The organism is Sphingobacterium sp. Mn56C, assembly GCF_049319645.1.
GTDB lineage: Bacteria > Bacteroidota > Bacteroidia > Sphingobacteriales > Sphingobacteriaceae > Sphingobacterium.
This window is the reverse complement of the sequence record NZ_JBMOUC010000001.1, coordinates 436846-458897: the sequence shown is the minus strand read 5'-3', so window position 1 is coordinate 458897 and position 22052 is coordinate 436846. Positions and strand designations below refer to the sequence as shown.

General features: G+C 43.0%; 15 protein-coding genes. 8 read left to right on the top strand and 7 right to left on the bottom strand.

Features of this window, described 5'->3' with window-relative positions; genetic code table 11:
• Positions 1-125 precede the first annotated feature (125 nt).
• Genes ACL9RF_RS02050 through ACL9RF_RS02040 form a run of 3 tightly spaced genes read left to right on the top strand, consistent with a single transcriptional unit; the run spans position 126 to position 5871 of the window.
• A complete protein-coding gene (locus ACL9RF_RS02050; RefSeq protein WP_422798933.1) occupies positions 126-1517 on the top strand; it encodes a TolC family protein in 1392 nt (463 codons plus the stop codon).
• 6 nt (positions 1518-1523) lie between these two features.
• Entirely contained in the window at positions 1524-4808 is a 3285-nt protein-coding gene (locus ACL9RF_RS02045) for an efflux RND transporter permease subunit (protein ID WP_422798932.1), read from the top strand.
• Complete coding sequence (locus tag ACL9RF_RS02040) at positions 4798-5871, top strand: efflux RND transporter periplasmic adaptor subunit (protein ID WP_422798931.1); 1074 nt, start codon at positions 4798-4800, stop codon at positions 5869-5871. The genes ACL9RF_RS02045 and ACL9RF_RS02040 overlap by 11 nt, the downstream gene beginning before the upstream one ends.
• 119 nt (positions 5872-5990) lie before the next feature.
• On the opposite strand, the gene ACL9RF_RS02035 is transcribed toward ACL9RF_RS02040, so the two are convergent.
• From ACL9RF_RS02035 to ACL9RF_RS02015, 5 genes are all read right to left on the bottom strand, one after another.
• Positions 5991-7013 carry an endonuclease/exonuclease/phosphatase family protein gene (locus ACL9RF_RS02035; protein WP_422798930.1) on the bottom strand — a complete coding sequence of 341 codons (1023 nt, stop codon included), beginning with the start codon at positions 7011-7013 and terminating at the stop codon, positions 5991-5993.
• Positions 7014-7104: 91 nt separating this feature from the next.
• A complete protein-coding gene (locus ACL9RF_RS02030) occupies positions 7105-8478 on the bottom strand; it encodes a DUF5689 domain-containing protein (protein WP_422798929.1) in 1374 nt (457 codons plus the stop codon).
• 6 nt (positions 8479-8484) lie between these two features.
• Positions 8485-11211 (bottom strand): TonB-dependent receptor, encoded by a 2727-nt coding sequence (locus ACL9RF_RS02025; RefSeq protein ID WP_422798928.1) that lies wholly within the window; start codon positions 11209-11211, stop codon positions 8485-8487.
• An 82-nt stretch (positions 11212-11293) separates the two neighbouring features.
• Positions 11294-12745: a fimbrillin family protein gene (locus ACL9RF_RS02020; protein ID WP_422798927.1), complete on the bottom strand. Its 1452-nt coding sequence runs from the start codon at positions 12743-12745 to the stop codon at positions 11294-11296.
• 50 nt (positions 12746-12795) lie between these two features.
• The gene (locus tag ACL9RF_RS02015; RefSeq protein WP_422798926.1) at positions 12796-14397 is read right to left on the bottom strand and encodes a DNA/RNA non-specific endonuclease; all 1602 of its coding nucleotides are present in this window, start codon (positions 14395-14397) and stop codon (positions 12796-12798) included.
• Positions 14398-14551: 154 nt separating this feature from the next.
• Between ACL9RF_RS02015 and ACL9RF_RS02010 the strand changes: the two genes are divergently transcribed.
• Together ACL9RF_RS02010 and ACL9RF_RS02005 are read left to right on the top strand one after the other, a co-directional pair.
• Complete coding sequence (locus ACL9RF_RS02010; protein WP_422798925.1) at positions 14552-15673, top strand: clostripain-related cysteine peptidase; 1122 nt, start codon at positions 14552-14554, stop codon at positions 15671-15673.
• 160 nt (positions 15674-15833) lie between these two features.
• Positions 15834-17483, top strand: a complete 1650-nt coding sequence (locus ACL9RF_RS02005) for a right-handed parallel beta-helix repeat-containing protein (RefSeq protein ID WP_422798924.1) — start codon at positions 15834-15836, stop codon at positions 17481-17483.
• Between the two features lie 124 nt (positions 17484-17607).
• Here ACL9RF_RS02005 and ACL9RF_RS02000 read toward each other — a convergent pair whose 3' ends face one another.
• A complete protein-coding gene (locus ACL9RF_RS02000) occupies positions 17608-18321 on the bottom strand; it encodes a class I SAM-dependent methyltransferase (RefSeq protein WP_422798923.1) in 714 nt (237 codons plus the stop codon).
• Between the two features lie 93 nt (positions 18322-18414).
• Here ACL9RF_RS02000 and ACL9RF_RS01995 point away from each other — a divergent pair, with 93 nt between their 5' ends.
• Positions 18415-19284 (top strand): LysR family transcriptional regulator, encoded by an 870-nt coding sequence (locus ACL9RF_RS01995; protein ID WP_422798922.1) that lies wholly within the window; start codon positions 18415-18417, stop codon positions 19282-19284.
• A 30-nt stretch (positions 19285-19314) separates the two neighbouring features.
• Here ACL9RF_RS01995 and rocD read toward each other — a convergent pair whose 3' ends face one another.
• Entirely contained in the window at positions 19315-20550 is a 1236-nt protein-coding gene (gene rocD, locus ACL9RF_RS01990) for an ornithine--oxo-acid transaminase (protein ID WP_422798921.1), read from the bottom strand.
• A 150-nt stretch (positions 20551-20700) separates the two neighbouring features.
• Between rocD and ACL9RF_RS01985 the strand changes: the two genes are divergently transcribed.
• Together ACL9RF_RS01985 and ACL9RF_RS01980 are read left to right on the top strand one after the other, a co-directional pair.
• Positions 20701-21192 (top strand): thermonuclease family protein, encoded by a 492-nt coding sequence (locus ACL9RF_RS01985; protein ID WP_422798920.1) that lies wholly within the window; start codon positions 20701-20703, stop codon positions 21190-21192.
• A 36-nt stretch (positions 21193-21228) separates the two neighbouring features.
• Positions 21229-22050: a glycoside hydrolase family 16 protein gene (locus ACL9RF_RS01980; RefSeq protein ID WP_422798919.1), complete on the top strand. Its 822-nt coding sequence runs from the start codon at positions 21229-21231 to the stop codon at positions 22048-22050.
• Positions 22051-22052: the final 2 nt, after the last annotated feature.

The following is a 22052-nucleotide window of genomic DNA, read 5'->3' as shown; positions in this document are numbered from 1 at the left end:
TTTTACATTGAATGTAAAATTTATGACCAATTAAACTCGTCATAATTAAACAGCATACATCACTTAGATACACCCTTCTAAAATATGGCGTCCTATATTCGCTCTCACTAAAATGATAATATGTTATGATTAAAATGAAATGCCTATTGTCATTGAGTCTATTCTTTATTACATCAACCCTATTGGCACAAAACCTAAGCTTACAAGAAGCCGTACAACAGGGGCTAGCAAACTACGGAAGTATCAAAGCAAAACAACAGTACGTACATGCGGCAGAACAGACCAGTGAACAAGTTAAAAGAGATTTTTGGCCAAACCTTACCCTCGCTGCACAACAAGACTATGGCACCGTAAATGGGCAAAACGGACCGCTTTATGGTTTTGGAGGGTTGGGCGTAGCCTCGTCGGGTATTCCTATGGAAAAACAAAACTGGAATGCTGCTTTTGGAGCCTTGTATTTGTTGAATATGAACTGGGAATTTTACAGCTTCGGACGTTTAAAACAACGCATCGCCGTAGCGCAGAGCCATACTGCTCAACTGCAACTGGATGTGGAGCAGGAGCAGTTTCAGCAAAAAATTAAAGTTGCTGCAGCCTTCCTAAACCTCCTTGCCAGCCATCGCGTGGTTGCCAACCAGGAAAAAAACCTAAGCCGCGCCGTTGTATTTTATAATATTGCTGCCGCAAAGGTGAAAAATGGGATCCTTCCCGGAGTAGATTCTACCCTTGCCGCAGCGGAAGTTGCTAAAGCAAAAATCAGCCTCTTCCAGGCGAAAGAAAATAGAAAGGAGCAAAATAACAAATTGGCCTTTTTAATCGGTGGCAGCAGTCAGGATTTACAAATCGACACCGCATTGGTATATAGTGCGCCGAAAAAAACAGCCTTAAATGTAGCGAATACCGATGCTACAGCGAACCCTATCTTACAATACCAAAAAAGTAAAATAGCCGTTGCCGAGCAGCAACTGCAGCTTATACGCAAAGAGGCCTTACCATCGTTAAGTTTATTCGGTGTTTACCAAACAAGGGCTTCCGGTTTTAACAACGACTATGCGGTAAACAGCAATTCCTTTACACGCAACTATTGGGATGGCGTAAATCCCAGCCGTCAAAACTACCTACTGGGCTTAGGTATCAGCTGGAACCTAACCAATATTCCACGTACCCATACCAAGCTGCGTGCACAAGCCTACAGCAATGAAGGCCTACGGCAAGAATATAACCTATTGGAGCAACAGTTTATGGCCCAGCTGGATGCCGCCGAAGTAAAGATAACATTAGCCTACCAGAGTGATCTAGAAGCGCCAAAGCAGGTACAGGCCGCAACACAGGCCTATAATCAGAAATTAACTTTATATAAAAATGGCTTAACCAGTTTGTTAGATGTTACCCAGACTTTATATATCCTAAACCGCGCCGAAACCGACCGCGAAATCGTGCATATCAACCTGTGGCAATCGATGCTATTAAAAGCGGCCGCAACTGGAGACTATGAAATATTCAATAACGAACTATAACAACCTATGAATCTAATACGTTTTGCGCTGCGCAAGCCGATCACCATTATGGTGCTGGTTGTCGGCATGTTTATTTTTGGTATTGGAGCGATAAAATCCATTAAAGTGGATATCCTCCCCAAGATGAACCTTCCGGTAATTTATATTGCGCATCCCTTCGGGGGCTATACCCCCAGCCAGATGGAGTCCTATTTTGCGAAAAATTATATTAATATCCTGCTCTTTGCAAATGGGGTAAAATCTATTGAGACAAAAAATATCCAAGGCTTAACCTTAATGAAGGTTTCCTATTACGAAGATACCAATATGGCACAAGCCGCTGCCGAGCTCAGCGCGCTATCCAACCGTATACAGTCGGCATTCCCTCCGGGGTCACAGCCGCCCTTTATCATCCGTTTCGACGCCTCCTCCTTACCTGTGGGGCAGCTCGTATTAAGCAGTCCGACGCGCGCTAACAACGAGCTCCAAGACTTGGCAAACGTGTATGTACGTGCCTCCTTCACCTCCATTCCGGGCTTACTGTCGCCGCCACCCTTTGGCGGTAGTCCGCGCACCATCGAAATCAACGTAGATCCCGAGCAGCTGCGTAGCCATCAGCTGACCCCCGACCAGATTGTGGAAGCCATCCGTATCAATAACCAAACCGCACCTTCGGGAAATGTGCGTATAGGCGATAAAAATTATATCACGCCAACCAACAATACCCTTCAGGAGGTAAAAGAATTCGAGAAAATTCCAATCTTTAAGGGCGGCGTGCAAAATCTTTACCTTGGTGATATCGCCACAGTAAAAGACGGTGCCGATATTACGGCGGGTTATGCACTGGTAAACGGCAAGCGTTCGGTATATGTGAGTATTGCCAAAGCCGGAGATGCCTCTACCTGGGATGTTGTTCAAAACTTAAAAGCAAACCTGCCGAAGATTCAAAGTACCCTTCCCGAGGATGTAAAGATATCATACGAATTTGACCAATCTACACATGTTATAAACTCGGTAAAAAGCTTAATTACAGAAGGTGCCATTGGCGCCGTTCTTACCGGATTAATGGTATTGTTATTTTTAGGCGACCGCCGTGCCGCTTTAATCGTAATACTAACGATTCCGATATCCATTATATCGGGTGTACTTTTTTTAAAGTTGTTTGGACAAACGATTAACCTGATGTCTTTAAGCGGGTTAGCACTAGCCATCGGCATATTGGTCGACGAGAGTACCGTGACCATCGAAAATATTCACCAGCACCTGGATATGGGGAAACCCAAGGCACTTGCCATTTGGGATGCCTGTAAAGAGATTGCCTTACCTAAGCTTTTAATATTATTATGTATACTAGCCGTTTTTGCTCCCGCCTTTACCATGACAGGTATACCGGGGGCCTTATTTCTGCCCTTAGCCCTTTCCATTGGTTTTTCTATGCTGATATCTTTTCTATTATCGCAGACCTTTGTGCCGATTATGGCCAACTGGATTATGAAAGACCATAATACCCATCAGCCTACCGCAAAAATAACGGCCGATGAAGCGGCGTTTCAGGCTTCCGGATTGAGCCCCGAATCTGAAGAGGATACATTCCATCAGAAGGCTATTCTGGTACAAAGAGAAGACTTTAACAACGACGGTAAAATAAGTCTTTTCGAACGGTTTAGAAACGGTTTTATGCGTTTTATAGATCGTCTTTTCCATTTCCGTAAAACCATAACTATCGTTTACCTCCTCGGAGCTATAACATTGGTTGTCGTTTTACTACAGGTTATCGGGCAGGATGTCTTTCCGAAGGTAAACTCCAGCCAGTTTCAGATGCGCCTACGGGCAGCCGAAGGTACCCGTATCGAGCGTACCGAAGAAAAAGCAAAAATCGCCCTCAAGGAATTAGATGCCATGGTGGGTAAAGACCATGTGGGTATAAGCTCCGTTTATGTCGGCCAACACCCTGCCCTATTCTCCGTATCGCCGATATACCTGTTTATGGCAGGCCCCCATGAGGCCGTTTTTCAGGTTGCATTAAAGGATTATCACGCTGATATGGACGACTTTAAGGATGCGTACCGGAAACGCCTGAAAGAAGCGCTCCCTGATGTTCAGGTATCCTTTGAGCCCATTGAACTAACCGATAAAGTCTTGAGTCAAGGGTCGCCCACACCAATAGAAATTCGGGTAGCCGGAAAGAGTAAAAAGACCAACGAGCAGTATGCTGAAAAACTGATTACCGCCCTACACCATATTCCCTATTTTAGGGATGTACAGCTGGCACAGCCTATTAAATATCCATCCTACGATATTAAAATCGACCGGGTAAAAGCGGCACAGCTGGGGTTAGACTTAGCAGAGGTATCGCGCTCGCTGATTGCGGCAACATCCTCTTCGCGGTATACGGATAAAAATACCTGGATAGACGAGAAAGCCAGTCTCTCGTATAATGTTCAGGTACAGGTACCCTTAGATAAAATGAAAGACGAGAAGGAAATCGGCGAGATACCTTTACTTAAGAATTCCGCCCGCCCCGTATTGAGCGATGTGGCCACCATAACACCTTCGTATACCTACGGTGAGATCGACAATATTGGCGCACTGCCCTACCTTTCGGTAACGGCAAATACACACCAAACAGATTTAAAAACAGCATCCAAGGCTGTACAAGCGGCGATTAAAGACCTGGGCGACCTACCGCGCGGTTTGTCGGTCGAGCAAATCGGCCTGGGTAAGGTGTTGCAGGAAACCATGGGAAGCCTGGAAGCCGGACTATCACTGGCTATTATTGTAATTTTCCTGATGCTGGCAGCCAACTTTCAATCGTTCAAAATATCGCTGGTGGTCTTAACGGCAGTGCCTGCCGTTGTACTCGGATCTTTATTGCTGTTAATGCTTAGCGGCTCGACCTTAAATATGCAGTCGTATATGGGTATTATTATGTCGGTTGGGGTGTCTATTGCCAATGCGGTACTATTAATTACCAACGCCGAGCAGCTGCGCAAACATAACAACAATGCCCTACAGTCGGCACGTGAGGCCGCATCCTTACGCTTACGCCCTATTATTATGACCAGTATCGCCATGATTGTGGGGATGTTGCCCATGGCTATTGGCCACGGGGATGGTGGGGAGCAGGTTGCACCCTTAGGGCGTGCTGTAATTGGGGGTTTGTTTTTTTCCACATTCGCCGTTTTAGTAATTCTGCCTCAAATATTTGCCTGGGCACAGGGCAACAGCAGTACACAGTCGATCTCTTTAGATCCTGAAGATAAAGACAGCAAACATTTTATAGCATCTATAGCACAAATTCATGATAAATAAAACGATAATAACAGGCGCATTATTGGGTATATGCACCTGGATAACAGCCTGCCAATCTGCTGCCGTAGAGCAGCATAAAAGCGTCGAAAACAGCAGCGCACCCGAGCTGGAAACGATAAGCCCTGAAAGGGATAAATTAACGAGCGACTTACAAATGCCGGGCGAGATCAGCGGTTTTCAACAGGTGGATATCTATGCCAAAGTGAGCAGCTATGTTAAAGAATTAAAGGTGGATATTGGCAGTACCGTAAAACGCGGACAGCTGCTGGCGCTGCTCGAAGCGCCTGAACTTAGCGCCCAGCTGGCGGCCGCCCAATCGCGCTTAAAATCGCAGGAAGCCGTTTACACGGCAAGCCGAAGCACCTATGAGCGCTTATGGGAAACCTCGAAAGTAGAAGGCACCGTAGCCCGGCTGGACCTCGATGTGGCGGCAGCAAAAAAGGATGCCGACCATGCACAGCTGCAGGCCGCAAAAGCGGCCTACCAGGAGGTGCAAACCCTGCTCAGTTACCTGGAAATACGGGCACCTTTTGATGGCGTTATCACGACACGTAGCATCAATCAAGGTGCCTTTGTAGGGCCTGCAGGACGGGGTTCCGAAGCGCCGATATTTACCCTACAGCAGCAGGAGAAGTTGCGCCTTTCCGTTTATGTTCCCGAGCAATATGCGGGCTATCTTGCGCAAGGAGAGTCCTTAAAATTTACCGTAAAGTCTATACCCGGTGAAACCTTCAGCGGCACTATCGCCCGTAAGTCGGGGGCCCTAGACTATAAATTACGTTCAGAACGTGTAGAGATGGATATCAACAACAGCGCCAACAAACTGCTACCCGGTATGATTGCCGAAGTACAGCTCCCCCTAACCGCGAAAGACAGCACCTTTGTGGTACCTAAAACAGCGGTATTTACCTCCAGTGAAGGCAGCTTCGTGCTGGCAGTAAAAGACAAAAAAACAAACCGCATTCCGGTACAAAAAGGGCGTACAGTAAACGATAAAGTCGAAATCTTTGGCGATATCCAAAAAACGACCAGCCTGGTTAAGCAAGCAAGTGAGGAGCTATAGGTAAATTCTAAACCCCTAAACCCCTAAACCCCTAAACCCCTAAACCTCATAAACAATAAAGGCTGCACCCCAAATTCAGAGATGCAGCCTTTATTATTTTACGATATACGTATTCCTTCTTACTTCGTCAAATAAATTAACGTAGGAAAGTGATCCGAATAACCATTTATAAAAACCCCTTGTGAAAAGGTACGGTGTGGATAACCCTTATTTTTACCCTCCTGTTGAATTAAGAAATCACGGTTAAAAATTTCGGCACGCACAAAACGTAGTCCATTGTTTTTATTATCAATCAAAGGTCTTGAAATAATAATCTGGTCGAATAAATTCCATTTCCCCTGATACGATAACGAACCGATACCACGATCATAAAAACCCCACATGGTATTGTATAAGCCCTGTTCAGGAACATCCTTAATATTCTTCTTGGCCTGCAATACCTCGCGCACACTCTTATCCGTAGGGTCGTCGTTCAAGTCGCCCATGATCACAATCTTAGCACCCGGCTGCACCTGGTATATAGAATCACAGATACCTTTGGTAATCGACGCTGCAAACTCGCGCAAACCCGAAGATTTAGAGCCATAACGTGAAGGCCAGTGATTTACGATAACATGCAACGTATCCCCCGCCATCGTTCCCGACACCAACAACTGGTCGCGTGTACGGAAAGAAGAGTCAGTAGGTAAAACATAAGGATACGCATGCGTATTAAACGGTGTAAACACATCCTTATTGTAGATAAACCCAACATCCACACCACGACGGTCTGGCGAGTCGTAATGCACAATATCCAGGTTCAAATCTTTTAATTGCGGGTCGGCAATTAAGTCTTCCAGCACATTTCTATTTTCAATTTCACATACCCCCAAAACAGCAGGGCCAGAAGAAGAGTAAGGCGATCCAAGCGCGCGGATTGCCCGTGCCATATTGTTCACCTTTTGTTTATACTTTCCTTCCGTCCATGCATTTGCACCTGTCGGTGTAAATTCTGAATCGTTGGTATTTGGGTCATCGTAGATATCGAAAAGGTTTTCCAAGTTGTAAAATGCCACCGGAAAAACTTTTCTATTGGTCTGAGCACAAATTTTTGTGGTACCCAGTATCGCGAACAACAACCCTAATACTAAAGTTTTTTTCATATGTATATACTTTGTTTTTTAAAGGACAAACGGAATATCCATCGTACATACACGGCAATTTAGCCCGCTGTACCATGGATAATTCCCCTGTTTAGTCTTTTTTTACAACGATAATATTACCGCCTGTAGTACCCCCCTTTTTGATAATAATATTATCCAAACGAAGACCTAAAGTATTATCCGTTCCCGCTACAGAAAACTCAACAGTTGTAGTCGCTGCTTTAGCAATATTAGGAATGGTAAACGTATAGAATTTACTGTTATCGCCAGCAGCATTTGTTACAGGCGTACTCGGAATAGCATAAGACACCCCATTAACCTTTACCTTAAGAACATTTAAATCTATAGCATCACTAGAATTAAATAAATTCGCTGCCAACTGGTAACTTAAAGTTAAGCCCTCGGCATTTGCTGTATTAATTCCAGAGATCACCAAGTTTACATCTCTATTCGATGGATACCAAATATGCGCTCCATTATCACCCGCAAGGCTACGAATATCCAAAGCACCCGAAGCATCGGTAAAAACAACAGGAGCTTTCATATCGAAATCCGTGAAATCTGCGATCTTAGGTCTGTTTCCCGAAGCGTAAGTTTTTGTACCCAATGTTTCTTTAAAGATAATCTCTTCACCTGGTTCTGTAGGTGTAGTATTTTCCGGAATACCATCAAAATTACGGATATCACTTTTGTCGCGCAGAAACAACTGCCATCCCCCGTTAAATCTTCCCAACATACCTACTAAAGTACCCTTACCTACAGGCAATTTATCCTTAGCAATTGTAGAGAAATTACTGGTACGCACATCTAAAGTTGTATTTTTAGCATCTTTAATTTTCTCATTTGTGGTTACATCTCCCGTCGTAAAGTTGTTTTTGCCCTCGTTAATAAAACGAACATCCTTAATCATCACCAAGCGGTTAACCATAGAAGCATCCAGTTTTGTTAAATCAACCTCAATAGGTTGCGCATTCGCTTCATTTGGCCATCCACTAATCGATGCATGGTTATTGAAGTTCACCCATGGAATACGGTTTGCATTGGTACCCACAAACGCAATCTGAAGCTCATCGCCATACTTTACAATTGCTAAACCTTTAAGCGCAATGTACAACTCCTGTCCGACACGGTACTTCGTATACATACTATTCTGATCAATACCGATATTGAAACCTGCCGTTTCATCCTGAATATACAACTGCTTGTAGATATTTCCGGACACATCATTCCCTGCAACGACAGCCTTAATAATTAAGTCTTCTGTAATTTCTGTTGGCGTTTTAATATCCGCGAATTTTTTCTTTAAATCCGCTAAGGTAATATTAGCCGAAGGACCATTATACTTAGGCTCTGTCAATGGAGGGCCATCGTACTCGCGGTCACAAGAGCTATTGAAAATTAGCAATCCCAAGCATAATAAACTTAGGATAAAGCTGAAATTGATGGTATTATATATGCGTTTCATGCGGAATTAAAATTTATAGTTAACATTTACAAAGCAGTTGATACCTTGCATGTAGTAGTATTTGCTTAAGAATTTGTTTGGAGCCGTGATATCCATACGTCCTTGCTCATAGCCCCCGGTACGGATATCTTTTTTGTTTAACAGGTTGTTTACCGAAGCATTAAAGTTCATAGATTTTCTATTTTTAAGGTACAAAATTTTACCTATAGATAAATCCAACGTATAAACATCCTTAAACTTCTCCTGGTGAATCAAGGAACGGTACGCATTGTTTTGCGTCTCATCGAATGGATTAACATCAACATAGTTAGATGCTAAACGACGGATAGGAGCAATATCAATATACTGATTTGCAGCATAGTTTACATTGGCACCAATAAACCAGAAATTATAGAAATAACGAACACCTAATGTGGCTGCCGTTTGTGGCATACCCCCTACATGGTAGTTTTTCATGTAAACTGTCTCCTCCACATTATTGATCAACCCATTTTCAGAATTAATAATTCCCATAGGATTGTTGCTGTAGAAAAACTCCGATTTCGTACCCGCAAAATCCACCGTCCAGTTGTTATCAACCTTATACGACAAGCCCAATTCCACACCCCTGTTTACCTGGTTTAAGCCACGTAAAGCATGGTTAATAAAAGTACGTTGCACATCGTGGTAGTATGATTTACGATCGATCATATCGTAGAAGTTCGTTTGGTAAACCGACACCCTACCATTTAAACGCGGCATCGAGAAGATATAGCTGAAATCTGTAGAAAAGATTTTTGTGCTCTCTAAATTATCCACCGTTTTATCGTTAATTCGTGGCGACACATAGGCTAAATTTGGCAGTGGCGCTTTTGTCTGGTAGTTGATATTTCCGGTCAACATATGGCGCCCATTGATTTTGTAGGTTAAACCACCTTTAAAACCGTAGTCAAAAAATTCATATGTTTTACCATTACCATAAGAATTTGTTGGGTAACGGCCATTTTTCATATACCCGACACGTTGAAAATCGGTGTAACTTAACTGTGCACCGTAGTAAAAATCGAAGTGCGCATAGTTATATTCATTCTGAAACCAGGCATTTGCCGAGCGTACGTTAAAGTTAAAACGGTATCCGAAGATATCATCTTTAAAGGCTTTCGCATTTGGGTTTAACATATTATTCTGACTAAGGTCACTGTTTCCTGGGAAATCACGCTCCGAAAACTTATCGATATCCAATACATACGAAGCCCCCAATAAGTCTTCCACAGTTTTATACTGTTGGTTTTGTGTGCCACGTAAAGAAACACCAGCCGTAATCTTTGCATGATCGCTGATCACCTTATTTAATGTCGAATTAAAAGAGCTCTCCAATAAATTCGAGTGTCTTTTTTCGACCATATAAATTGCGGCACCATCATTGATCTTACCTTCTAATTTATTGGCCATATACATTTCCCTCCAGTTGATCTGGGTGTAGTCGGTATTATTCGTTGACCACAGCTCATGGTAGGTATTAAACGCATTTGAACCTGCTTCAAAGTAGGAAGGCAAGTAACGGTAATAATCTGGGCGTGGATCAGGACCATTGTACCAGTTTAAAGCAGTACTCGCATACTTACCATAATGTAAAGAAATACCCGTTGTTAAACGTGTATTCTGATCAATTTTCCAAACATGCGAAAGAATCGCTGTAGGGTCATAGGCCGTTACATTACGAGAGTTACGAACCTTCCCATCTTGGTACCCCCAGTTCGGGTTGTATAAGTTATTGCCTACAAGATCATATACCTCCTGGAAGGATGCCGACTGCTGACCACGACCTACCGGCGAACCAAAGGTTACAAAAGACAAACTGTGGCGTCCCTGTGCAAATTGTTTCTCCGCAGAAAAAGCATAGGATAAGTTATCGTAAAACGTACCCTCTACATTTCCTTTATGCGCATAACGCCCCCCGATTAAGCCCGTAAAAGCCCATCCGTTGTCCATCATACCTGTAGAATAGCTCAACATGCTGCGGCTATAGTAATTGCGGTTTGTATACGTTACCGTAGCCTTAGCACCTTTGGCATAACTCCCGGCACGCATATTAATATTTTCGGAACCACCGATAGAACCAAAAGTAAAGGTCGATGCCGCCATAAAATTGTCTGCATCTCCATTACGTGTTAAATCGTTAATGGCACCAATGGAAGCGAAGTTAAACACACCACGAACCTGGTCGTTAAACTCTACCCCATTAATAAATTTCTTCTCATAAATATTTTGATATCCACGTGTTCTAAAACGAAAGGCTGATAGTTGAAACCCCGCTTTATTCAAAAACACATCGTTGGATAGAATAACCTTGGCAGATATATTTTGTGCCGACGACTCATTATCGTCGTCCAGCATATCGTCGGCAGCCATCAGTAAAGGCTGCATTCCTTCGTTATCGATATTAGGCGTAACCTCAATATCCCCTAAATCCAAAGTCCCCGATTTAGGGATTCTTATTTTAACTTGCTTTGTTTGTATATTGGTTCCGGTAATCGAAACCGTTTCCTCCCCACTCATCAGATGCGATGCACTAAACATTCCCTTATCATCGGAAGTTACGGCAATCTGATTCCTTTCGAAATAAATACGTACCAGCGCAAAAGGATCTTTTGTTCCCGCTACGCGTAATGTCCCTTTCACGACAACCGATTGCGCAAAGGCCGGTACCGTCACTAGAAAGAGAAAAAAATAAATGATGTACTTTTTATACATTTCAATGATTTTGTAAAAAAAAATTAAAAAGGCAAAAACCTCAGCAGCTATTAGCCCTGAGGTTTCCTCCTTTAAAAGATTATTATTTTAAGCCTGAAAGGCTGATATCGTCGATACGAACACCAACGGTATTAGAAGTACCTTGAATATAAAACACTAAAGAAGATACCTTAGGAAGATCTTTAACCGAAGATAAATCAACCTCTACCTCTGAAAATTTGTTTGCCTCTGTTGCCGTTAACACACGCGATGCAGGGAAAAAATCTTTACCATTTAACGTAAGTTTAATTTTATTCACATCAAAAGTAAGTTCTTTAGATGCATTTGTTGTAACAGCAAATTTCACTTTTAAATCACTCACCTTGTCGGTATTGATATTATCGATTTTAAACTCTGCATCTTTGTTTGCAGGAAACCAAAGGTGATTTGATAAAGTTCCCGTGCTACGCACATCCGTAGTCTTAAATTGATCCGAATACACTAAACTTGTATTATCCCAACCTTTGTAAGCCTCAATTTTAGGTTTTGGGTTGGCTTTACTCAAGTCTTCTGTACCAAATGTTTCGGTAAACAATACGGTGCTTTCTCCAGGTGTTGTTGGGTCTGTAGGCGTAGTACCACCGTCTTCATCCTTACCAATTACATAAGAACCTGAAGGAACATCAATCCAGTCGGTAATTGTAGCCGTAACCACTGCAGCCTGGTTGCCAGCAGCATCTGTTGTTAACGTTACATTGTACGAATATTTTTTACCCGCCTCGTAGTTTGTTGTTGTCGGTAAAGGCCAAGTGAAATCACCCTGTGCTAATTTAAATACCACAGTAGCACCGCTAACATTGCTCACGGGCAAAACAATAGCTTCAGCTACAGTGCTGCTTGCACCGGCAGTAGTTTTAGCAGCAAAAGAGGCTTTAGTACCCTGACCTGTTAAAATACCAGATGATAATTCAAAGTTTGCTGTAGTATTAAAACCATTAAACTGTACAGCAAGGCCATTTAACGAAGCTACACCATTTCCCTTCGTTACCGTAACTTCAACCTTACTTAAGGCATGGTTAAATACCAACTGCGCATTCGGGTTTGTTTTGCTTGCATCTTTCGCGTTGTTAGCATATAAAATATCGATTTTACTCTGCTGCGATTGGTCGGCAACATTTACCGCGATTGCATTATTAGTAAGGGCTGCTTGATACGGATAGTAGGCAATAAAATCTACCTTGGAGCCGTCCTCTGGAAAGAAAATTTCTTCCGCTGTAGATGCAGCCGTGAAGTTACCACTTCCATTGTTTGTAACGTACTTTTTGTTGCTTGCCGAAACATTGGTAAGGCCAGCACCAGTTTTCATAAATACGCCGATAGCGTCATTGTTCTCCCAAGCATTGTTTGCCGCTTTAGTAACAACCTGATTTGCGATTTTTGAAGAGAACTTTACGGCCGAGTTGAAATCACTCTCCGGCGCAGGGCTCTTCTGACAGGCTGTTGTCATTGCGACCGCTGCCAATGCAGACGCAAAAAGAAGTTTGTTGGCTTTCATAACCTTTTTTTTTGTAATTAATGAATTGAATAGAATTGTATATATGGTATTTATTTCCAAATACTGGTATTTATACTCGATTTCTCTGCTTTTGTTAAATCAGGAAAGAACGAAAACCCGGTTGCCGCTTCTAATTCAGATACAGGCATCTGGTAACTCTCGTACTTATTGTTCGTTCCTGGGTCTACGTTATTCATTTTGTAGGCAATGGTATAATACGAAGTACCTTTTTTCATCGCCAACGCTTTGAAATAATACTTCGGTGTTACGGCCAGCACCCCATTGTTATCTTTCACTTTAGAACCTACCGGTATTGCCGGTGTGTCGGGCATTGCGCCCGTTACGACATACATCGTATCACACTGCGCAGTCCAGGTACGGATTTTCCCTTCCAAATTGGCCCACATCCCTTGGTTTAAGCGTGAGTTTTGCGCCGTCATATTCGAGAAGTAAAAGGTGGTATAGTTCGCTTGGGTACTCGACGTACGGTCGGCACTCGGCAACTGATGGCCCCTATCCCAGCCACCACCAGAGAAACCACTGAATATGGCATATTGGAAGTTGCTGATAATTTTAGGGTCATAAGCCCATTTGTCGGTACGTTTCGCCCCGCCCATATAGGAAGCATGCAATGGATAAGCCACCCAATACGCCATACGCAGTTGTTTGTCGTATAACATGGTATAGTTACGTTTAGAAGCATCTTCTGGCATCATATGCGCCACGACCTCCATATCCTTGCCTAAGTTTTCAATTTTTGGTAATTCAAAGTAAGCTTGTGTCTTCGGTCCTCCATTATCAGAAGGTTTACCATTATCAATTTTTACTACAAATGTAAAACGCTCCCCTTTTTTTAAAGGCGCGACTTGAGGAACCTTCCAAGTATAGCTATCGCCATTTGCAGCTTGAAAACGAATGCTCTTGCCCGAGATCTGCTCACCTGGCAACAACGTAAACTCGACTAAAGCTTGCTGATTGTTATGCGGAGTAACCTTAGCAAAAATTGTTTTACGCTCCGTAGCATTGGATAAAGTAGCATTGCGCAAATCAAAAGATGCCAATACATTAACCTCGTTCATCGAAGCCTTCATTTCCTCGGCTTTCAGGGCCTCGGTATTGGTTACCGAAAGGCTGATGGCCACACGCGACAACTGCCTTGTGAATACCAATGGAATAGCACTGTTGTTGCCGGTAATACCTTTGGCATTGTTTGCATACATTAAATCTAAAGCGGATTGGTTGCTTTGGTCGGTTAGATCAATAGCGTAATGGTAGTTGTTTACAGCTTTTTGTGGATAGAAGGCTACAAAATCTGCTGTGGTGGTTTTGGGAAGATAAACCGGATTAGCACTTTGAAAAACATTTCCATTTATGGTAAACGGAATGTTATCAACGTTGTTTAAGATATTCTTCTCTTCGAGCGCTTTGCCTGCTTCCAGCATAAAAACCCCAATTTTATCGCCCGGTTCCCAATTTACCCCCGTTGCCTTGGTCGTTAATTGCCCCTCAATAGTAGACGTAAAAGAAATCTTTGTTGCTTGTTGGGCCGCATTTTCAGTTCTTTTACAACTTGAAGCTAGTACGAAAAGAAAGAACAAACCAAGGAATTTTACCCCTTTTCCCTTGGGATTAAGAACATTTTTTTTATTCATTATTACACAGATACTGTTAATCAAGCCGCAAAATTAACACAATTTTACATCTTTAAGTTGTACTAATAATTAATCTAATGTTAAGTTTAAGTTACTTAACATGTAACTCTTTGTTCTTTAGACAGATTGCCTATATTTGCATAAAAATATTTCCATGAAAATAATTTTAAGATATTGTTTAGCGCTATTATTCATTGGTTTAAATTTAGTAAGTTGTACTAAAGATAATGATTTAGCAGAAGATATCAATCGTTCTGTTCTTATTTATATGGGTGCCAATAATAATTTATCCCAAAATGCTATCGACAATATCAATAGTATGGAGCAAGCTCTTCTACAGACCAAAGCCGATATTATTGTTTACGTCAACCTACCCAACCAACCGCCACGAATATTTAAAATACAACCCGATAACAGTCCGGAGATTAAAAGTCAAGTGCTAAAAACATATGGCGATCATAATTCTGCAGACCCTGCTGTTATGAAAGATATATTACAAACGATGCAGCAGTTTGCTCGCGGCAGGTCGCAGGGGCTTATCCTTTGGTCGCATGCATCAAACTGGCTACCCGATGGCAACAATAAACCATCAACACGTTCTTTCAACGATGATAATGGCAGAAAGACAAATGTGAAAGAGTTGGCCGCTATTCTTCCCTCCGCATTGGATTTCTTAATTTTTGATGCGTGTAATATGGCGAGTGTAGAGGTATTATACGAGCTTCGTAATAAGGCTAAATATGCTATTGCCTCTCCGTCGGAGATACTGACCACGGGCATGCCTTACGAGCTTATAATTAACGACCTTACCAACGATAACCTGGAAGCAGGCTTGCGCGAAACGGCAAAAAAATACTTTAACTTTTATAATGACAAGACTGGCCCTTACCAATCGGCAAGCATCAGTTTAATAGACAATAGGCTATGGAATAGCTTTTTGAACGAGACAAAACTGCTGACCCTGCAAAACAGTAATCTACAGGTAGATTTACAAGAATTGCAACGCTTGGAGTTTGACCCGTACTCCATTACAGTGAGTTATGATTTTATGGATTTTATGCGTCGGCAATATGGCGATGTGCGTAGTCTGCAAAATGCCATGGATAAACTGATCTTGTATAAAGCGCATACACCGTATTTTCTAAATAAACCCATCCACACCTTCTCGGGCCTATCTTGTTACCTGCCAACTTCGCAGACAGCATGGGCACATGGCTTCTTTAGAGAGCTGGATTGGGCCAAAGATAGTGGCTTTACCAACTTTATTCTGGATTAAGGTAACGTAATTTTATTGTGAATATGGCTGTTTCAGGTAGGTTTTAGGTCGCAATTTTATACTTTTGCCCTTCGACCTATTTTACATGAACATTATGCGCTTTATACTTTTCACAATTTTTCTCGTTGCATACCAGGGAATATCTTTTGCTCAAAAAGGAATGAAAGAGGTTTTCATTCCCGTACAGCAAGGCAGCAGCAATGCGGCCTTTCAGCAGGCTTTAGCTAAAGGCTCTAATAAACAGCCTTTGGTAATTAACTTAGAAAAAGGAAAATATTATTTCTCCAGGGATGAATCGGTAAAAAAAGTGTACCATGTGTCCAACACAACCTCGGAGGAGGAGGATACCGACCCCACCAAACATATTGCCCTACACCTGTCAAATTTAAAAAATGTTACCATCAACGGTAATGGTGCTACCTTGGTGATGCTGGGCGAGATGACATCTTTTGTCGTTAACGAAAGCAGCAATATTACTTTTAAGAATGTAAACTTCGATTATGAGACGCCTACACAACCTGAAATTACAGTGGTTGAGGTGGAACCGCAGGCCATTGTTGTAAAGGTACATCCACGGTCTATATACCGTATTCATGGCGATAGGTTGGAGTGGTATGGCGATGGATGGAGCTTTGACAGGGGCATAGCGCAGGCTTACGATGCTGATCAGGATATTACCTGGCGTACCGAAAGCCCTATGGAGAAGTTTTATAAGGTGGAAGAACTGGAAAAAAATGTCTTAAAGTTGTACTTTAAGGATACCTTCGCTACAGCGGTCGGACGTACGTACCAGTTAAGGGATGCTATTCGCGATGAGGTTGCCGGCTTTATTAACCTGAGTAAGGACATTACCTTCGAACAGGTTAACTTCTTTTACTTAGGCAACTTTGGGGTTGTATGTCAGACTTCAGAGAATATTAGCTTCGACCGAATGTCTTTTGCGCCAGAACCGGGTTCTGGGCGCAGCAACGCAGGCTTTGCCGATTTTATCCAGGTATCTGGCTGCAGGGGCTTGATAACGGTAAAAAACTCGAACTTCGCTGGTGCACATGACGACCCTATAAATGTACATGGCACGCACCTGCAGGTTACGGAGCTTATTGGCAACCATAAAGTTAAGGTGCGCTATATGCATCCACAAACCTATGGTTTCCAATCGTTTTTTAAGGGCGATAAGGTCGAGTTTATTCATAGCAAAAGCCTGAACAGCTTGGAGGAGATGACGGTAAAATCTGCGCTTATGCTGGATGATCGTACCATTTTAATTGAGTTTGAAAAGCCTTTCCGTAATCCTGTGGTACATAAGGGGCTGGACTTGGTGCTTGAAAATGCAACATGGACGCCTGAGGTGCATATTCTTAATAACTACTTTACGCGCATCCCTACCCGTGGGATATTGGTTACGACACGAAAAAAGGTGCGTATCGAAGGCAACTACTTCCACAGAATGCAGATGAGTGGAATATTAATTGCCAACGATGCCCTTAGTTGGTTCGAATCTGGGATGGTGCGCGATGTGCTTATTCGTAATAATGTGTTCTATGAATGTGGTTACCCGATCATAAATATTGCACCGGAAAATAACTTACAGGAGCAGGCGGTGCATAAGGATATCAAAATTGAAGACAATATTTTTATCTTAAAAAAGGATGTAGGCCCTGTTGTATCGGCAAAATCGGTGGACGGACTTTTATTCCAAAACAATAAAATTCTGAGTCCGGATATTCATTTAACTCCTTTACATAAGCTGGTCGTACAGCAGGATGTAAATCGTGCAACGCTGTTCAATAATATACTAATACAAAAATAGATTGCCACGCCAGACAGCGGTTCCCTTAAATTGGGGCTGTCCTCTCGTATTCGATGCACTAATTTGTGCTAGATTTAAATACTACATGTAGGTATTGAGGTTTTAGGTTGTAGGTTTTAAGCTTTTAGGGCTTAAAACCTACAAACGAGGCGAAACTTAGATTTTTGTGTAATACGTCGACCTCTGTGAAACCTACCTTCTTCATGAGCTCCACTTGGTAAAGAAGGCTACGCGGAGAATCTTCCTTTTCGATATAAGCGAACACATGGTCTCTATAGTGTTCATCTTTTAAGCTGCTAAGGTAGTTCCCGTATTTATGGGTATATATAAATTCCTGCAAACGGCTTGCTTCTTGCCAAACAAGATCAAAAATCCATATGCTTCCACCTGGTGCCAGCAGATGGAAAAGCTTAGCAAATGCATCTTCCCAATCTTGGTCGTCACGGAGGTGATGTAATACGGCTGTCGCAAGGATTACATCATACTGCTCTCCTTCATAATCCAGGGTTTGAAAATCACCTTTCCGTGTTTTTACTTCCCGCTGAGTTAATGCCGATACGCGTTCATATGCGCGATCTAACATAGGCTGACTAAGGTCTACGAGGGTGACGGCAATATCGCTTACTTTATGCAATAATTTTACGGTATAATTGCCGGCGCCGCAGCCAATATCCAGCACATTGTGGAGGTTTGGATAACAGGCTTGTATTGCATCCGTAATTAATTCCATCGTATACAGGGCATCCAACGTCGTTGCTTGTCCGGTTTCTAGGTTTGAAAACCGCGCTACGTCTGTGTCAAAGCGCTCCTCAATTTCTTTTAATGTTGATTTTTTCATTCTATCACTTTCTGTTACTGCTGCTAATTTAGGGTTGTTAATGATACCTTAAAAATACTATTTTTGTTATCGTTCAATACCTTTTAACTATCGATGGAATTAAGACACCTTAAATATTTTCAGGCTTTGGCCGAGGAATTACATTTTGGAAAGGCTGCAAAGCGGCTTTTTATTTCGCAGCCCCCCCTATCGCGACAGATAAAGGAGTTGGAGGATAATCTGGGGGTACTTCTATTCGAGCGCACGAGTAAATCCGTACGATTAACCCCTGCCGGCGCTTTCTTCTACAAAGAAACTGTACGTATCCTGAAGCAATTACAGCAGCTGCAGCAGGAAACACAGCAGATTCACCATGCCGTAACTGGCGATATACGTATTGCGTATATCAGCGCTACCGATAAGGTTAAAGTTGCGGAGTTAATGCGTCTCATCAAGGAAAGTTACCCCAGGTTACATGTTTACCTGTACGAGCTATCTTCGGAAAAGCAGGTACAGGCCTTGCAGCAGGGAAAGTTAGATTTCGGAATACTCCGTGCTCCCATCCTGTCGAAAGATGTACATTGGATACCTTTATTCCAAGACAGTTTCTGCCTGGCGCTTCCGGCATTTTACAAGGACGATATTGTATTTAGAGACCTCGGTAACCAATCTTTTATCACCTACAATCGCGCCTATGCGCCCAACTATTTTAACCAGATTTTAGCCTGCTGCGCTCAGCTGGGCTTCGACCCTACCATCAATCAGGAGAGTAATACCGTAGCCTCCATCTTGGAACTCGTACATCACGGCTTAGGTATCAGTATTGTTCCCGCCTCGGTGGTGAAACAATACCAACACCTATCCGTCCGTTTTATTGCCCTACCTACCGATATACAATCCCTCGTAGCTTTGGGGCAGCCCGACAGGAAGCAGTCTGCTCTACAGCAACAAATCCAGCAATTTATTGTGGATTTATTTGTTTAAGTTGTGGGATAACAGCAGCAGAGCCTAGCCCTATTCCAATACCGTTAAACTATTTTTGATGATGGCTATAGCCGCGTCGAGCTCTTCCTGCGTAATAACCAGCGGTGGTGCAAAACGGATTTTGTCGCTATGTGTAGGTTTGGCGAGAAGGCCATTTTTCATTAATGTTAAACATAAAAGATAGGCAGCCTCCGGATCATTATGTTCGATAACAATTGCATTCAACAAACCCTTACCGCGCACCTCTTTGATATTCGGATGTTTCCATTTCTGAATTTCCGTTCTGAAATATTGCCCCAGCTGATCCGCCTTTTCGGCGAGATTTTCGTCCTTAAGCACCTCCAATGCAGCCATAGCCACGGCACATGCCAGCGGGTTGCCACCATAGGTAGACCCATGCTCGCCGGGTTTAAGGGTCAGCATTATCGAATCGTTGGCCAATACAGCCGATATAGGCATTACGCCAGCACTCAGCGCTTTCCCTAGAATTAAGATATCCGGCTTCACCCCCTCGTGGTCGCAAGCCAATAATTTACCCGTACGCGAAAGTCCGGTTTGAATCTCATCGGCAATAAACAACACCTGATGGGCCCTACATAATTCAAAAGCCTGCTGCAGGTATCCCGCATCGGGCACCAAAACACCGGCTTCCCCCTGTATAGGCTCGACCAAAAAAGCAACTACATCCGGGTCCTGAACAGCTTCTTTCAGGGCATTAATATCATTATAAGGAATAGTTAGATAACCGTTTACGAAGGGGCCAAACCCCTCCCGTGCGCTAGCGTCGGTACTAAAAGAAATAACATTAATAGTACGGCCGTGAAAGTTCCCTTCAACGGTAATAATCTTGGCATTACCATCGCTTACACCTTTCACCAGATAACCCCACTTACGTGCCAACTTCAAGGCGGTTTCTACAGCTTCAACACCTGTATTCATAGGGAGCACTTTATCATAACCAAAATAGCGCGTAATATACGCGGTATAATCGGCCATCTTATCACTATGAAAGGCGCGCGAGGTTAGAGTCAATGTTGCCGCCTGGGATATTAAGGCTTCGATAACCTTTGGATGGCAGTGCCCCTGGTTTACCGCAGAATAACCCGACAGGAAATCAAAGTACACCTTATCCTCCACATCCCACACCCGTGCGCCGCTTCCTTTTTTTAGTACAACAGGCAAAGGGTGATAGTTATGCGCACCAAAAGAATCTTCGGTAGAAATATAAGCGGCAGTTTTTGTCGGAATAAAATAAGCTTGTATCATAATGCTATCGTTTTAAGAATTAAGGATATAAAAGTCAACTCAGCTATAAAGGTATTCCTTTATTTCGAATTAATCGAATAGCACAGGGAGAACCTATTTGTAGATTCATAATTTTTAGACATATTCGCCACTTGGCTTTAATCTACATAAATGCTTAACACAACAATGACGTATATTCTTTCCCTATTACTGGCACTATTGCCGATATCCGTATTCACGCAAACCTCCCTAAACGGAAAGGTAATCCGTGTAGCCGATGGCGATACCCTAACGCTCCTCGATGCGGCCAACAACCAGTTTCGTATACGCTTATACGGCATCGATTGCCCCGAAAGCCATCAGGATTTTGGTAGGGTGGCGCAAAAATTCACGTCCGACCTCTGCTTTGGCAAGCAGGTAAGCGTGGAAGTAAAAGATAAGGATAGGTACGGCAGAATTGTGGGTATTGTTTTTACGGCCGACAAGAGAAATGTTAACTACCTGCTACTCGAGGCAGGGTTGGCATGGCACTACACAGCATTCGACCGCAGTGAGGCTTATGCCAGGGCCGAAACCATTGCCCGAAAAGAGAAACGCGGTCTATGGGTACAATCGAATGCTATGGCACCTTGGGAGTTTAGAAAAACGAAAAGAAAAAAATAATGCTTATCTTCAAAGTATCAACCTAAAAAGTTAAACATGATGAAAAAACTTATTGGCGCAGTGTCGCTAGCCTTATTATGCTGCAATACCTTTCAGGCCAAGGCTCAGCGCAGTTTATTTGCCCAAAAACCTAGCTGGTCCGATGAATTTAACTATACCGGCCTTCCAGACAGCAGCAAATGGTCTTTCGATATCGGTACCGGGCATAATGGCTGGGGAAACCAGGAATTACAGTACTATACCAAGGAGCGCGGCAATATCGAAGTAAAAAATGGAGTTTTAAAAATAACCGCAAAGAAAGAAGCCAAAGAACAGGCTTCCTATACCTCTGCAAAAATCCATGCCCGTGGCAAAGGTGATTTTCTGTATGGCCGCATAGAAGCGCGTGCCCAGGTGCCGCAGCAACGCGGCACCTGGCCTGCTATATGGATGATGCCTACAACATCCAAGTACGGAGGCTGGCCCAAATCCGGCGAGATTGATATTATGGAACATGTGGGGTACGATGTAAACACCATCCATAGTACAGTACATACCGGCGCCTTTAACCACATCAAAAACACCCATAAATCGGGTACCAAATTTATTAAAGATGCCATCCATAACTTTCAGGTTTATGCCGTTGAATGGACGCCAGAGTTTATTAAAGGCTACATCAACGAAGAGCTAATTTTCACCTTTGAAAACCTCCAGCAAAGCAGTGAGGAATGGCCTTTTGATCATCCATTCTACCCGATTATTAACTTAGCTATAGGCGGTAGCTGGGGTGGGAAAATGGGTATCGACGATGCGCATATGCCCGCAGAATTTCTGGTCGATTACATTCGGTACTACCCCTATATTGGAGGGAAGAAATAGTA

Coding starts and splice junctions, on each gene's coding strand:
- ACL9RF_RS02050 (WP_422798933.1), top strand. CDS start 126: ATGATTAAAATGAAATGCCTATTGTCATTGAGTCTATTCTTTATTACA.
- ACL9RF_RS02045 (WP_422798932.1), top strand. CDS start 1,524: ATGAATCTAATACGTTTTGCGCTGCGCAAGCCGATCACCATTATGGTG.
- ACL9RF_RS02040 (WP_422798931.1), top strand. CDS start 4,798: ATGATAAATAAAACGATAATAACAGGCGCATTATTGGGTATATGCACC.
- ACL9RF_RS02035 (WP_422798930.1), bottom strand. CDS start 7,013: ATGAAAAAAACTTTAGTATTAGGGTTGTTGTTCGCGATACTGGGTACC.
- ACL9RF_RS02030 (WP_422798929.1), bottom strand. CDS start 8,478: ATGAAACGCATATATAATACCATCAATTTCAGCTTTATCCTAAGTTTA.
- ACL9RF_RS02025 (WP_422798928.1), bottom strand. CDS start 11,211: ATGTATAAAAAGTACATCATTTATTTTTTTCTCTTTCTAGTGACGGTA.
- ACL9RF_RS02020 (WP_422798927.1), bottom strand. CDS start 12,745: ATGAAAGCCAACAAACTTCTTTTTGCGTCTGCATTGGCAGCGGTCGCA.
- ACL9RF_RS02015 (WP_422798926.1), bottom strand. CDS start 14,397: ATGAATAAAAAAAATGTTCTTAATCCCAAGGGAAAAGGGGTAAAATTC.
- ACL9RF_RS02010 (WP_422798925.1), top strand. CDS start 14,552: ATGAAAATAATTTTAAGATATTGTTTAGCGCTATTATTCATTGGTTTA.
- ACL9RF_RS02005 (WP_422798924.1), top strand. CDS start 15,834: ATGAAAGAGGTTTTCATTCCCGTACAGCAAGGCAGCAGCAATGCGGCC.
- ACL9RF_RS02000 (WP_422798923.1), bottom strand. CDS start 18,321: ATGAAAAAATCAACATTAAAAGAAATTGAGGAGCGCTTTGACACAGAC.
- ACL9RF_RS01995 (WP_422798922.1), top strand. CDS start 18,415: ATGGAATTAAGACACCTTAAATATTTTCAGGCTTTGGCCGAGGAATTA.
- rocD (WP_422798921.1), bottom strand. CDS start 20,550: ATGATACAAGCTTATTTTATTCCGACAAAAACTGCCGCTTATATTTCT.
- ACL9RF_RS01985 (WP_422798920.1), top strand. CDS start 20,701: ATGCTTAACACAACAATGACGTATATTCTTTCCCTATTACTGGCACTA.
- ACL9RF_RS01980 (WP_422798919.1), top strand. CDS start 21,229: ATGATGAAAAAACTTATTGGCGCAGTGTCGCTAGCCTTATTATGCTGC.